Here is a 13,245-nt window from a genome sequence, read left to right on the forward strand (position 1 = left end):
GTGCTGAATCTTATTAGAAAGGAGAGGGATGGCAAAAAAAGCCGCGCGACAGGATTAAATAAGCGCACGCCGCTGCCGATAGTTAGACCTCAGACAATACCTGCATAATAAAAGGCTACAGATGTTCAAACGAATCAAAGTGATAACCTTACTTATCACCGTGTTACTTGCCCTTGGCGCGATGCAGCTCATCTCCGCGGGCGTCTTTATTGGCGCGCTCAATAACGATAAGCAAAACTTTAACGTCTCTCAGCTTTCCAGCCAGAACGTGGCCGAGTTTACCGATGCGTGGATTAGCCTGAACCAGGCTCGCGTCACGCTCAACCGGGGCATGTTGCGTTTACAGGGAACGATGGCCAGCGAGATTAACGGCGGTCAGTTGAAGGAACTGGTGAACACGGCAAATCGCCTGTTGGCCGAATCGAAAGAGCATTACGATAAATACTACGCCCTGCCGGAAACGCCGGGGCTTGATGAACATCTGGCCGATCGACTGGAAGAGCAGTACGGCATCTATTCTGCGACGCTGGCTAAAATGAACGCGCTGCTGGCTGAAGGTAAGCTGGAAGAGATGTTCAAGCAGAATGCCGAACAAAAGCAAACGGCCATGCAGGAAGTCTATCGGGAATGGCGTAGCGCGCAAACGGCGCTGGCCACTGCCGGGGTGCAGGACAATGAGAGTGATTACCAGAAGATAATCTGGCTGCTGTCCGCCGTGATGCTGATTGTCGTCACCGTGATTATCGCCAGCTGGCTGGCGATGCAGCGAGTGCTGCTCAAGCCTCTCCACGAAGTGATGGGGCATATTCGCCACATTGCTGCGGGTGATTTGACGCACAGCATCAACGCCGATGGCAGCAATGAGATGGCGCTGCTGGCAGTCAACGTTCGCGACATGCAGCAGGCGCTGGCGAACACAGTCAGCGTGGTGCGTGACGGGGCTGACACCATCTATACCGGCGCAGGTGAAATTGCCGCCGGCAGTAACGATCTCTCTTCACGTACCGAGCAGCAGGCCGCCTCTCTGGAAGAGACTGCTGCCAGCATGGAACAACTCACCGCTACCGTGAAACAGAACGCGGATAACGCGCGTCAGGCGACCAGTCTGGCAAAAAATGCCTCACAGACGGCGCAGAAAGGCGGAACCGTGGTTGATGGCGTAGTGCGTACGATGGATGAAATTGCCACCAGTTCCAGCAAAATCGCGCAAATTACCAATGTTATCGACGGCATTGCCTTCCAGACCAATATTCTGGCTCTGAACGCGGCAGTAGAAGCGGCGCGTGCGGGCGAGCAGGGGCGTGGGTTTGCCGTGGTAGCTGGCGAGGTCCGTACACTGGCACAGCGTAGCGCTCAGGCGGCGAAAGAGATTAAGGCGCTGATTGATGACTCGGGGAATCGGGTGAATGCCGGTACGGCGCTGGTGCATGAAGCGGGTGAAACGATGGCGGAAATTGTGAGCGCCGTGACCCGTGTGACCGACATCATGGGCGAGATAGCCTCGGCCTCTGATGAACAGAGCCGGGGTATCGATCAGGTAGGTCAGGCGGTTGCCGAGATGGATCGCGTGACGCAGCAAAACGCCTCGCTGGTGGAGGAGTCCGCTTCCGCCGCCGCCGCGCTCGAAGAGCAGGCAGCACGACTGAATCAGACCGTAGCGGTGTTTAAAGTTTAACGTCTACTCCGGCCTACAAAATAATACCTTGTAGGTCGGATTAGCGCAGCGCCGTCCGGGCCATTATGATTGTGGAACCACGACGACGCTTGGTTTCTGTGGTTTGGCTCTGACGGCTATCACCACCCCAACAATCAGCAGCGCAATGCCGCTTACCGTCAGCAGCGGCGGGAATTCCTGGCGCAGGATAAAGGTGTACACCAGGCCAGCCAGCGTTTCGAAGACAATCAGCGGGCCGAGGATCACCGTCGGCAATTTTTGGCTGGCGACGTTCCAGCACAGTGCGCCAACCCACGAACACAATACCGCAATCGCTATCATCAGGCTGATAAACGCGCCCGGACGCGGGCCGAAGGGCAGGGCAAAGTCCGGCGTTTGCCCGTTCAGCCACAGGCAGGCTGCAATATAACCGAGCAGAGAAACAGGCAACGTTACCAGTGCCTGGGCCGTCGCCCACATCATCGGGTGCTTATCTGGATTCTCGCGCAGCCAGCGGGCATTACGCAGCGCATACCACGCCCAACACACTACCGAGATCAGCGCCAGCGCGATTCCAGAACCATAACGCCAGCCGCTAAAGTAGGGTAAGCCTTGATTCAGCTCCGAGATATTCACGCACAGCAGACCGATACCAATCAGCACCAGCGCAGGCGACAGACGCCACCATGATAATTTGCCGTCGCGCTGGCTGTAGAGCAGGTTAGCGAAGACCGGGATCACAACCGGCAATGTACCAATAATCATCGTTGAAACCGGCGCGCCAGTGCGCTGGATGGCGCTTGCCAGGCAAACGTAATAAATCAGATTACCCATCATCGTTAGCGCCAGCGCAGTGACCCAGTCTTTACGCGTCAACTGACGCAAGCGCACACGCCCCAGCCAGGCAATCGGCAACGCTATTAGCCCCAGCGCCAGATAGCGTCCCATCGACTGCAATACCGCCGGATATTCCGGTACGATCAGCGGCCCAACAAAAATTAATCCCCACATCAGCCCAGCCAGCAGGGCATACAACACGCCGCTAATCATTTTTGACATCCACATCGCTTAACAATAAGTCGAGTGTAGGCAGGAAAAATGCAGCCGTATTGTATGAGATTGCTGTTCAACGCCGGACGACTTGTTTCTGATAACGTACCGGCGTAATACCATAGCGATGGGTAAACGCGCGGGTGAGATGCGACTGGTCGGTGAGGCCGGTTGCGGCAGCGACCTCCGCGGCGGGCATTCCGTGAGTGAGAAAACCTTTGGCTCGCCACAGGCGGATCGCCATCAGCATCTGGTGCGGCGTGACGTGGAAATGAGATTTAAACTGGCGCTGAAAATGCCAGGGACTCAGCGCTGCAACCCGCGCCAGTTCGTCGAGCGTGACCGGGTGCATATAATTATCGTGCAAATACTCGCGTACCCGTTCAAAGCGATGCGCTCCCTCCGGTAATACCGGCGCATGGCGGGCCAGCGGCTGGAACGTGTCGATCAGATCGAGTAATAGCCCTTTTTGCGCCAGCGGATCCTCAGTGTTCCACAGGCCATGGATCAGCGAGCAGATCTGGCGCGAGCGTAGCGGATCGTGACGCGTTACGTCATGAAACCACCAGTGGCGGATCCCAGTGACTTCTTCCAGAAGCTCTGGCTCAAGATAGATCATCCGATAGCGCCAGCCGTCGGCGGTTTCCGCTTCGCCGGTATGTAGCTCATCGGGATTCATGGTGACGACGGAATGGGCGGGGGCCACGTACTGCGTGCCGCGATAGCGAAAACGTTCGGCTCCGGCTTCTATCGCGCCAATACCAAACGCTTCATGGGTGTGGGGTTCAAAGGCGTAACGCGAGATGTGCGCATGATACAGCTCAACGCCCGGCACCTGTGCCAGATGGCGAAAGCGAGCGCTGTCTTTCTCATCAATAAACTGCTCAGGTACACCTTGCACGTATTCTCTCCCCACGCATCATCATGTCATTATCAGAGAGGATGCGCGGGGATGCCACCACAATTAACTAATTTTTAACACTTACACGATGCCTTTGACGCTGTCTGCCAGCGACGTGGTTGGGCGACCAATCAGTTTGCTCAGCGTATGGCTGTCGTCGAAGAGGCCACCTTTAGAGGCACCGACGTCTGAGTCAGCCAGCATGTCCGCCAGTCCGGCAGGCAGACCAACACCTTTCAGCGCGGCGGCAAAATCAGCTTCGCTCAGGTTTTGATACACCACTTTTTTACCGCTCTGTTTTGCCAGTTCGGCCGCCAGCTGGCTCAGGGTCCAGCCTGCGTCGCCCGCCAGTTCATAGATTTTACCGGCATGACCGTCTTCACTGATGACGCGCGCGGCGGCAGCGGCATAGTCGGCACGGGTCGCCGAGGCGATTTTGCCTTCTCCCGCCGCCCCAATAAACACGCCGTGTTCCAGCGCGGCTGGTGCGCTGGCGAGATAGTTTTCGGTGTACCAACCGTTACGCAGCAGCGCGTACGCGATACCGGATTCAGCCAGCATCTTCTCGGTTGCGACATGCTCATCAGCCAGCCCCAGCGGGGAGCGATCGGCGTGCAGCAGGCTGGTGTAGGCGATAAATTTCACGTGGGCCGCTTTCGCCGCGTTAATCACGTTGCGATGCTGCGGGGCACGTTGTCCCACTTCGCTGGAGGAGATTAGCAGTAACTTGTCTATCCCCTGTAAGGCCGTGGTAAAGGCAGCTTCATCGCTGTAATCCGCCTGACGAACGGTAATGCCCTGCTGGCTAAGCGCCGTCGCTTTAGCAGGATTACGCACAATAGCCACAATCTGGCTGGCAGGAACGGTTTTCAGTAGCGTTTCAATAACGTGTTGGCCCAGTTGGCCAGTGGCACCAGTAATCGCGATCATAGGATAACTCCTTTGGTATTGGTCTTGTGTTTAATCACATTAACACCTAAACTTACTTTTAGTAAGTACGTACAAAAAGGTTAGTATGAAAATGACAGCTTTGACGCTCTCCCAGCAATTACGTGATGGCAACTTGTTTGCCGAGCAGTGTCCCTCCCGCGAGGTGTTAAAACACGTCACCAGCCGCTGGGGTGTATTGATTCTGGTGGCGCTGCGCGACGGTACGCACCGTTTCAGCGATTTGCGCCGTAAGATGGGCGGCGTCAGTGAAAAAATGCTGGCGCAATCCCTGCAGGCGTTAGAACAGGACGGGTTTATCAATCGGGTGTCATATCCGGTGGTACCGCCGCATGTGGAGTATAGCCTGACACCGTTGGGTGAGCAGGTGAGCGAAAAAGTCGCAGCGCTGGCGGACTGGATAGAGGTGAATTTGCCGCAGGTTTTGGCAAATCATACCGTTAAGAACGAAGACGTCCCGGCATCAACGTAAACGACCCGGTCGGGCTTGCCGGATGGCGCAGCGCCACCCGGCGTGGTCTTACTTACTCAAATCCAACTGATAAATGGCGAAGCCGATGTCATCGGTAGCGACTTTCTTCAGTGGATACTGGCCTTTCTCTTTGATAAACGCAGCGGCTTTATCAGACGGTGATGTTTCAAAGCGAATATCCAGTTGTGTCTCGCTGTGAATCGGCGCCAGACGCCAGTTGTTATCTGCCGCCGGATGAATTTCGCCTGCGCTCTTTGTCTGGAAACCTATCCATGCTGCCAGCACCGAGCGGTTTTCATCTGGTGATGCAAACGCGATGTGACTGTCGCCGGTCCCGGCAAACTTACCACCGTAGGCGCGGTAGTTGTTGGTCGCGACGAGGAAGGTTGCGTTCGGATCGATCGGTTTACCGTTAAAGGTCAGATTTTTAATACGCTCCGCTTGCGGGTTAATCGTCTGGCATTCACCGTCATAGCGAGCGGGTTGTGAAACATCAATCTGATAATTCACGCCGTCAATCACGTCGAAGTTATAGGTACGGAAGCCATCCCAGTTAATTAACGACTGTGGTTTGCTGCTGTGGATATCAATCTGATTAAACTGCCCGGCAGAACATTCCAGCCACTCTTTCACCTCTTTACCGCTGGCTTTCACCACGACCAGGGTATTGGGATAGAGATACAAATCAGCGGCGTTACGGAAGGTAAGCTGACCTTTTTCGACTTCGACAAAGCTGGCCGGATCGTTCTTGCGTCCACCGACTTTAAACGGTGCAGCGGCGGAAAGTACCGGTAGTTTCGCCAGGTCTGGATCGCCCTGGATAAAATGTTCCACATAGGCTTTCTGCGCATTATTCACCACCTGCACGGTCGGGTCGTCCTGAACCAGCGCCAGATAGCTGTACATGTTGTCGGCAGATTTACCGATTGGCTTGCTGACAAACTCACGCGTGGCATCGTGATCGGCTTTTAGGATCTCAACGATTTTTTGGTCTTCGCCAGCCAGTGATTTTTTGGCCGCGGCGTCATAAATCGGGCGCGCCTGCGCTTTCCCCTGCGTAACCTGCCATTTACCGCTATCGTTATTCAGCACTAAATCTACTACGCCCAGGTGATCGCCCCACATGCCCGGCATCACCGCAGGAACGCCATTGAGCGTACCTGTTGTGATATCTGCGCCTTTGATGTTGGCAAAGTCTTTCCCCGGGAAAACGGCGTGAGCGTGACCAAACATAATGGCATCCACGCCCGGAACTTCACTGAGGTAGTAAACGGAGTTTTCCGCCATCGCCTGGTATGGGTCGGCAGAAAGCCCGGAGTGAGCAACCACCACCACGACATCGGCACCTTTGGCTCGCATTTCCGGCACGTATTTACGTGCGGTTTCCGTAATGTCATTCACCGTCACTTTGCCGCTGAGGTTGGCTTTATCCCAGGTCATGATCTGCGGCGGCACAAAACCGATATAGCCAATTTTCAGCGTCTGCGTGTTTCCTTCCTGATCGACAACCTCAGTCTCTTTGATCAGATAAGGAGTAAACAGCGGCTTTTTGGTCTTAACGTCGATGATATTGGCGTTAACGTAAGGGAATTTCGCCCCGGCTAGCGCGTTGTGCAGATACTCAAGACCGTAGTTGAATTCATGGTTGCCAAGGTTACCCACGGCGTAATCCAGCGTATTCAGTGCCTTATATACCGGATGCGTTTCGCCCGCTTTCAGCCCCTTGGCCGCCATATAATCCCCGAGCGGGCTGCCCTGAATCAGATCACCGTTATCAACCAGCACGCTGTTTTTGACTTCACCACGTGCTGCGTTGATCAGGCTTGCCGTACGAACCAGGCCAAATTTTTCAGTCGGCGTATCTTTGTAATAATCGAAATCCATCATATTGCTATGTAAATCAGTGGTTTCCATTATGCGCAGATCGACGGTCGCGGCATTGACGCTGGCTGCAATCAGCGTGGCCAGAAACGTTGCACTAAACTTAATCATCAGGGGCATCCTTTTAAGATCTAAGCCACAAAAGAAAATGTATATAAATCTTCTTGCTTACAGAACTGTGAATCATGACATGAATATAGCGTTTAAAACCGCAGACGCTATCACAGTTGGCGGATCCTTTGGCGATCGGGTATAAGTAAAACAACGAGTTAACACCACGACAGAAACGAGGTGGAGAATGTTAGAACATGTATGCCAGCTTGCACGGAATGCGGGCGATGCCATTATGCAGGTCTACGATGGAATCAAACCGATGGAGATTACCAGCAAGCAGGACGATTCTCCGGTCACGGCGGCGGATATCGCCGCGCATACGGTGATCCTCGAAGGATTACTGGCGCTGACGCCGGATATTCCGGTCCTGTCTGAAGAAGCGCCTCCTGGCTGGGATGTTCGCCAGCACTGGCAGCGCTACTGGCTGGTAGACCCGCTGGACGGTACCAAAGAGTTCATTAAGCGTAACGGTGAATTCACCGTCAATATTGCGCTTATCGAGCAAGGAAAGCCGGTACTGGGCGTGGTTTACGCGCCGGTGATGAAAGTGATGTACAGCGCGGCAGAAGGTAAAGCGTGGAAAGAAGAGTGCGGCGTGCGCAAACAAATCCATGTTCGTGACGCGCGTCCGCCGTTGGTGGTGATTAGCCGCTCGCATGCTGACAATGAGTTAAAAGAGTATCTGCAACAGTTAGGTGAGCACCAGACCACGTCGATTGGCTCATCGCTGAAGTTCTGCCTGGTGGCGGAAGGGCAGGCGCAGCTGTACCCACGTTTTGGGCCAACTAACGTATGGGACACTGCCGCTGGCCACGCCGTTGCCGCCGCAGCCGGGGCGCACGTTCACGACTGGCAGGGGAAATCTCTGGATTACACCCCACGTGAATCATTCCTCAACCCCGGCTTCCGCGTCGCTATTTACTGAGTAATTTGTGCAGCAGGGCAATAACCTGCTGCACCTCTTCCTGCGTCAACGCACCATCTTTTGCCCACTGAACGCGTCCGTCCTTATCAAGTACGGCGATAGCGGAGCTCTCTTCATCCAGTTGCCAGGCTTTACGCGCAATGCCATTGCTGTCGACAATAAATTGTGACCACGGGTAGAGCTTCTTATTGCTCTCCAGACTGCTGCGCACAAACATACCGGAGCCAGGAATAGCGTCATCGGTGTTGACGATCGTGGTGGTCTGGTATTTGTCGTGCGGCAGGTTGGCCGCTTTGATTGCCTCGATCAGCGTAGCATTTTTCTCTTTGGCGGAGGTGCGTCCGGCAATGTGTTGCACAATTCGCACTTTCCCTGGCAGCTGCGCGCTATTCCAGCTTTTGTAGCTAAACTTATCGTTATCGAGAATCAGTTCGCCACGATCGGCGATCCCCACCGGCGGTACGCGCTGGTTAGTCTCAAACGAATGCGCACAGGCAATCATCGGCAGCAGCAGGCACGACAGCGCCAGCAGTTTTTGTAAGGTCATAGGTTTTCCTTCTTTCTTTATTTTGCAGGTGATCCGACCACTTGGGTCTGGAATTTAATCATATGTGCGATTGATGCTTTTTCCCGCAAGCGCGATGCCAGTTTGCGGACGGGCGCACAAATCCTGCGAAAAATGAAGGCTTATACTGAAGACAGCGAAGCGTTGAAAAGATAATTCTGAATATTTGTAACCTGAAGGTAAATAAACTTATACACGCTGGAAACATGAGCGAGATAGTCTATAGTCATAGGGCATTAAAATTTGCGCCTGAGGATTGTCGGACCGATTGTGGTACCGCAAAGGCGTAATGCTCAGCAGGAGACAACAATGAAAATTTTCCAACGATACAACCCGCTGCAGGTGGCGAAGTACGTGAAGATCCTGTTTCGTGGACGGTTATATATCAAGGATGTAGGCGCTTTTGAATTTGATAAGGGTAAGATTCTTATCCCAAAAGTGAAGGACAAACTGCATTTTTCCGTGATGTCCGAAGTTAACCGTCAGGTCTTGCGTCTGCAAACTGAGATGGCTTGATCAAAGTGCTATGCGGTAGTTTAAAAAACGGCTCCTGAATGGGAGCCGTTGATGTTTCTGCAGGACGTTAAGACGCCTTTGCCTCTTCTTTTGCATCCGGCAGTTTCGGTACCAGTACGGTAGGTTTACTGTCCAGACGCGTCACCAGCAGCTGATCAATCTTGTAGTTATCGATATCCACCACTTCAAATTTGTAGCCTGAATACTTCACCGAGTCGGTGCGTTTCGGGATTTTACGCAGCATGAACATCATAAAGCCGCCGATGGTTTCATAGTTGCCGGACTGCGGGAACTCATCGATATCCAGGACGCGCATAACGTCATCAATCGGCGTACCGCCATCGACTAACCATGAGTTTTCATCGCGCGCCACGATCTGCTCTTCCAGACCCTGACCGACTAAATCGCCCATCAGCGTAGTCATAACGTCGTTGAGCGTGATAATCCCCACCACCAGCGCGTACTCGTTCATGATGACGGCAAAGTCTTCGCCTGCGGTTTTGAAGCTTTCCAGCGCTTCAGAGAGCGTCAGCGTATCCGGCACAATCAGCGTATTGCGGATCTGTACGCCACTGTTCAGCGCCATGCTTTGGTTCGCCAGTACGCGGTTGAGGAGATCCTTTGAATCGACATAGCCAATGATGTGGTCGATATCTTCGTTACACACCAGGAATTTGGAGTGTGGGTGTTCCGCCACCTTGTTCTTCAGGCTTTGCTCATCTTCGTGGAGATCGAACCAGATAATATTCTCGCGCGAGGTCATGGAAGACGGTACGGTACGGGATTCCAGTTCGAACACATTTTCAATCAGCTCATGTTCCTGCTTACGCAGAACCCCTGCCAACGCACCCGCTTCGACCACGGCGTAAATATCGTCCGAGGTGATGTCGTCTTTACGCACCATCGGGATCTTAAACAGACGGAAGATGTTATTTGCCAGACCGTTAAAGAACCACACCAGCGGGCGGAAGACGAGCAGGCAGAAGCGCATCGGGTTGATGATACGCAAAGCCACAGCTTCTGGCGCAATCATACCGATGCGTTTCGGAGTTAAATCCGCGAACAGGATGAACAGGCCAGTAACCAGCGAGAACGACAGAATAAAGCTTAACTGTTCGGACAGCTCTGGAGTGAAGTACTTCGAGAAAAGGCTGTAAAACGCCGGGGAGAATGCCGCATCACCGACAATACCACCGAGAATAGCGACCGCGTTAAGGCCAATTTGCACGACGGTAAAAAACATGCCGGGGTTTTCCTGCATCTTCAAAACACGTTGTGCGTTTACGTTGCCTTCATCGGCAAGCAGTTTAAGTTTTATTTTGCGTGATGCAGCAAGCGAGATCTCGGATATCGAGAAAAACGCACTCACGGCGATCAGGCAGAGAATGACTAAAATACTGTTTAACATATCTTATCCGACCGTTAAGGCCAGATCCTCGGAAGGGAGAAGTTGATAAATCCATGTGAAAACCGGCTCGTGGCGTTGAGCCGGTAAATTCAGAAGCTAGTATAGCGTAAGGTACTGTAAAGTCGCCAGAGGAGCTTTTTTGGCCTTATTCTGCGGGGTTAAGCCTACGTACCATCTGCATCTCACTTTCGCTATAAGGCGAACCATCCGGCTTCAGCACATCATGAAACCATAGCGGCGCCGTCGCTTCGTCAAGCGGGATATCCGGCCACGGCAACCAGGTTTGCGTTTTCCCTTGTACCAACCCCCAGTGAAAGCTGGAAACACGCTGGGCGCTAAACAGCGGTAGCTGCTCTTCTATTCGGCTATCAACATGGCGTGCCAGCCACTCGGTACAAAAGAGCGGCCTGCCAAATTCGGCCAACTGCGACAGAAGAGACAACTGGCCTGGGGTATCGACGTAGGCATGGTAGCTAATCACATCGGAAAGCCGCAGCGCGGCGATATCAACAGGATGCGTAAACGCATTCCCGCACGCAGTGCGATCGTCAATATGCCAGGCCGCTACGGTCAACGGTTGAGACGGTGACTCCTGCCGTGCCCAGCCAAACAGATGGGTCATCAAGGTTAAGGCGTAAATTTCCAGCCTGTCGTCATAGTGGGCAAATTCGCCAGTGTGACAAAAAATCCCGCCGTTGCCTGGCTCATTATATAAATCCCAGACGCTGATACGTGAGTCATGGCGAAAGTAACGGATGATATCTCTGACGTAGGCTTCAATTTGCGGCCAACAGCGTCGGTCCAGCACGCAGGCGCGGCCTGGGCTACCCGCTGCCTGGCTATTGTGAACGCCGGGAACTGGGGCCTTTTGCTGGCCGATAACGGGCTCATCACCGGAAAAAGCGCAGTCGTCGAGCAGCGTCAGCATCACTTTTATGCCGTGGCTACGGGCAATGTTCAGGAAGAGATCAATGCGCTCGAGCAGCCCATCGCGGTCATGCTGCCAGACGGTAAACGGTAAATTTGTTCGTAGCTGGTTATAGCCATACTGGCTGGCCCAGCCGAGTTCCTGATCGATAGTGCTGCTATCGAAACTCTCTACCTGCCACATTTCGAGCCAGTTAACCGCGGTGCGCGGCAAGTAGTTAAAACCGCAGCCCCAGGGTTGATCTTGATACCAGCTTTGCGCTCGTGTTTTGCTCCATGGGTTATACATGATGCGCTCCTTATTCGGCATCTGAGAGACTGACGCGTCCTGCCGTACGCTGCGTGGCGCTGCCACCCCAAACTTCATCGTATTCGTAGCCGGTAAGCTGTTTTATCACCACCCGGGTTTCTTCATCGCAGTCGCGATAGTTGCCACCCAGCATGCGGCGGGCGATCTCTTTGAGCAGAACTTTGTGGGTTTCGCGGGTAAGTTTAAATTTGTAGGTGGCGTAGAAACTCACCGCCAGCAGCGCCGCAGTAGCAAAGATCATCAATCCGATAATGGCGTGTAATGCGCTTTCCGGCTGCGCGCCGCTGCCTTTTACAAAGCCTGCCTCTTCCAGCACCATGCCGATAAGCAAAATAGCGATTGCCACCGTACTTTTACGGGTGAGTACCATAACACCCGCAAAAATCCCTTCGCGGCGCTGTTGGGTCACCATCTCATCGATATCAGGAATAAAGCTGTAGATATTCCACGGGATATAGTAAAGACCGGAACGAGCCATACCAAGCAGAATAAATATCGCAGAGAACAGAATATTGGACACCTGGGTTTCGGTGTAATAAATAACAAATAAAAATACCAATACGCTAAATATACAGGTGTAAGCGAGGCGTAGTGCTGCTGATGGGGTTATATTGAGTTTGTTCAGTAATAGCATAAACCCATAGGTGCCAAAAACTGAAGCGAAGGCGGCAATACTTAACCAGCCAGAAACGGAGGCTACATCCTGACTCAAGCAATAAACTACGTAATAGGTAAATACTGACCCGAATACATCCATAGCGGTAAATGAGAAAATATAAATAATAATATGCAGGCGAAATGCCCGGATCCTGAAAGAAGAAAACAGATCGAGTATCAAATATTTAAGGTGATTCAGTATCCCGCTATTGCGCTGCAGGTTAGCTTGAAATGTCTCTTCCTGAACGTCTTTGGCCTCCCACGTGCAGCGCCAGGTTATGAACACGGCGAGGCAGAACACGACGGAAAATATCAGCCCGGTTAGTGTATAGGTAAATGGGTTATCTTTGCCCGTAAACTGCATCAGGATACCGGGTACCGATACGGCAAGGAATCCGCCCAGCTGCGAGCAGATCATGCGCATACCGGAGAGGCGGCTGCGTTCTTCGTAGCGGTTAGTCATTTCTGCGGCCAGGGTTTCCCACGGCACCAGGACCATCGCTGACAGCAGCTCAATCGACAGATAGGTTCCCAGGTAGTACCAGTAACCCATGTCGGTCAGCCATAGCAGGGCATAGAGAAACATCAAAGGACAACTGAGTAATAAAAAGAAGCGGCGACGGCCAAATCTTCGACCTAGCCAGGTGTTGCCAAAGTTATCGGTGATATAACCCATAATTGGGCTAAGTACAGCATCAATCACGCGGGCAATGGCAAATATTGATCCTGCTTCCAGCACGCTTAAACCGCAGTAGGTTGTGTAAAAAAATAAAAGCCATGTTCCGATAATGGCGAAAGCACCGCCGCCAAATAAATCAGTAATGCCATAGCCGATCGCTACACCATAACTGACTCTGCGTTCAGTTGGTTTGACCATAATATTTTCCAGTATGTAGGGTATGCGTAATCCGGTATTA

The 13,245-nt window shown here is 52.9% G+C and carries 12 protein-coding genes; 4 read left to right on the plus strand and 8 right to left on the minus strand.

All coding sequences use genetic code 11. The annotated features are described in order from the left end of the window. Positions 1-121 precede the first annotated feature (121 nt). The gene (locus N0B36_RS09915; protein ID WP_046275835.1) at positions 122-1,675 is read left to right on the plus strand and encodes a methyl-accepting chemotaxis protein; all 1,554 of its coding nucleotides are present in this window, start codon (positions 122-124) and stop codon (positions 1,673-1,675) included. A gap of 63 nt (positions 1,676-1,738) precedes the next feature. Here N0B36_RS09915 and N0B36_RS09920 read toward each other — a convergent pair whose 3' ends face one another. The 3 genes from N0B36_RS09920 to N0B36_RS09930 form a co-directional block, all read right to left on the minus strand. After that, complete coding sequence (locus tag N0B36_RS09920; RefSeq protein WP_259688176.1) at positions 1,739-2,704, minus strand: DMT family transporter; 966 nt, start codon at positions 2,702-2,704, stop codon at positions 1,739-1,741. A gap of 76 nt (positions 2,705-2,780) precedes the next feature. Beyond that, positions 2,781-3,605 (minus strand): AraC family transcriptional regulator, encoded by an 825-nt coding sequence (locus N0B36_RS09925; protein WP_049270628.1) that lies wholly within the window; start codon positions 3,603-3,605, stop codon positions 2,781-2,783. Positions 3,606-3,686: 81 nt separating this feature from the next. Next, positions 3,687-4,535: an SDR family oxidoreductase gene (locus tag N0B36_RS09930; protein ID WP_046275833.1), complete on the minus strand. Its 849-nt coding sequence runs from the start codon at positions 4,533-4,535 to the stop codon at positions 3,687-3,689. Between the two features lie 85 nt (positions 4,536-4,620). On the opposite strand from N0B36_RS09930, the gene N0B36_RS09935 reads away from it, so the two are divergent. After that, positions 4,621-5,025 carry a helix-turn-helix domain-containing protein gene (locus N0B36_RS09935; protein ID WP_047358571.1) on the plus strand — a complete coding sequence of 135 codons (405 nt, stop codon included), beginning with the start codon at positions 4,621-4,623 and terminating at the stop codon, positions 5,023-5,025. A 48-nt stretch (positions 5,026-5,073) separates the two neighbouring features. On the opposite strand, the gene cpdB is transcribed toward N0B36_RS09935, so the two are convergent. Next, positions 5,074-7,017 (minus strand): 2',3'-cyclic-nucleotide 2'-phosphodiesterase, encoded by a 1,944-nt coding sequence (cpdB, locus tag N0B36_RS09940; RefSeq protein ID WP_259687564.1) that lies wholly within the window; start codon positions 7,015-7,017, stop codon positions 5,074-5,076. 187 nt (positions 7,018-7,204) lie between these two features. Between cpdB and cysQ the strand changes: the two genes are divergently transcribed. Further along, positions 7,205-7,945, plus strand: coding sequence for a 3'(2'),5'-bisphosphate nucleotidase CysQ (gene cysQ / locus N0B36_RS09945; protein WP_016151445.1), 741 nt, complete (start codon positions 7,205-7,207; stop codon positions 7,943-7,945). Here cysQ and N0B36_RS09950 read toward each other — a convergent pair. Next, positions 7,935-8,492 carry a YtfJ family protein gene (locus tag N0B36_RS09950; protein WP_016151446.1) on the minus strand — a complete coding sequence of 186 codons (558 nt, stop codon included), beginning with the start codon at positions 8,490-8,492 and terminating at the stop codon, positions 7,935-7,937. The two genes, cysQ and N0B36_RS09950, sit on opposite strands and share 11 nt — an antisense overlap. A 327-nt stretch (positions 8,493-8,819) precedes the next feature. On the opposite strand from N0B36_RS09950, the gene N0B36_RS09955 reads away from it, so the two are divergent. Beyond that, positions 8,820-9,026 carry a DUF1107 domain-containing protein gene (locus N0B36_RS09955; RefSeq protein ID WP_003025710.1) on the plus strand — a complete coding sequence of 69 codons (207 nt, stop codon included), beginning with the start codon at positions 8,820-8,822 and terminating at the stop codon, positions 9,024-9,026. 67 nt (positions 9,027-9,093) lie between these two features. Here the strand turns inward: N0B36_RS09955 and N0B36_RS09960 are convergent, their stop codons facing one another. The 3 genes from N0B36_RS09960 to N0B36_RS09970 form a co-directional block, all read right to left on the minus strand. Continuing rightward, on the minus strand, positions 9,094-10,434 hold the full coding sequence (locus N0B36_RS09960; protein WP_003830418.1) for a hemolysin family protein: 1,341 nt from the start codon (positions 10,432-10,434) through the stop codon (positions 9,094-9,096). Between the two features lie 145 nt (positions 10,435-10,579). After that, complete coding sequence (locus N0B36_RS09965; protein WP_259687574.1) at positions 10,580-11,650, minus strand: 1,4-beta-xylanase; 1,071 nt, start codon at positions 11,648-11,650, stop codon at positions 10,580-10,582. Positions 11,651-11,660: 10 nt separating this feature from the next. After that, entirely contained in the window at positions 11,661-13,205 is a 1,545-nt protein-coding gene (locus tag N0B36_RS09970) for an MFS transporter (protein ID WP_259687580.1), read from the minus strand. Positions 13,206-13,245 lie beyond the last annotated feature (40 nt).

Source organism: Citrobacter sp. XY323 (assembly GCF_025106035.1).
Lineage (GTDB): Bacteria > Pseudomonadota > Gammaproteobacteria > Enterobacterales > Enterobacteriaceae > Citrobacter > Citrobacter braakii.

Coding starts and splice junctions, on each gene's coding strand:
- N0B36_RS09915 (WP_046275835.1), top strand. CDS start 122: ATGTTCAAACGAATCAAAGTGATAACCTTACTTATCACCGTGTTACTT.
- N0B36_RS09920 (WP_259688176.1), bottom strand. CDS start 2,704: ATGATTAGCGGCGTGTTGTATGCCCTGCTGGCTGGGCTGATGTGGGGA.
- N0B36_RS09930 (WP_046275833.1), bottom strand. CDS start 4,535: ATGATCGCGATTACTGGTGCCACTGGCCAACTGGGCCAACACGTTATT.
- N0B36_RS09935 (WP_047358571.1), top strand. CDS start 4,621: ATGAAAATGACAGCTTTGACGCTCTCCCAGCAATTACGTGATGGCAAC.
- cpdB (WP_259687564.1), bottom strand. CDS start 7,017: ATGATTAAGTTTAGTGCAACGTTTCTGGCCACGCTGATTGCAGCCAGC.
- cysQ (WP_016151445.1), top strand. CDS start 7,205: ATGTTAGAACATGTATGCCAGCTTGCACGGAATGCGGGCGATGCCATT.
- N0B36_RS09950 (WP_016151446.1), bottom strand. CDS start 8,492: ATGACCTTACAAAAACTGCTGGCGCTGTCGTGCCTGCTGCTGCCGATG.
- N0B36_RS09955 (WP_003025710.1), top strand. CDS start 8,820: ATGAAAATTTTCCAACGATACAACCCGCTGCAGGTGGCGAAGTACGTG.
- N0B36_RS09960 (WP_003830418.1), bottom strand. CDS start 10,434: ATGTTAAACAGTATTTTAGTCATTCTCTGCCTGATCGCCGTGAGTGCG.
- N0B36_RS09965 (WP_259687574.1), bottom strand. CDS start 11,650: ATGTATAACCCATGGAGCAAAACACGAGCGCAAAGCTGGTATCAAGAT.
- N0B36_RS09970 (WP_259687580.1), bottom strand. CDS start 13,205: ATGGTCAAACCAACTGAACGCAGAGTCAGTTATGGTGTAGCGATCGGC.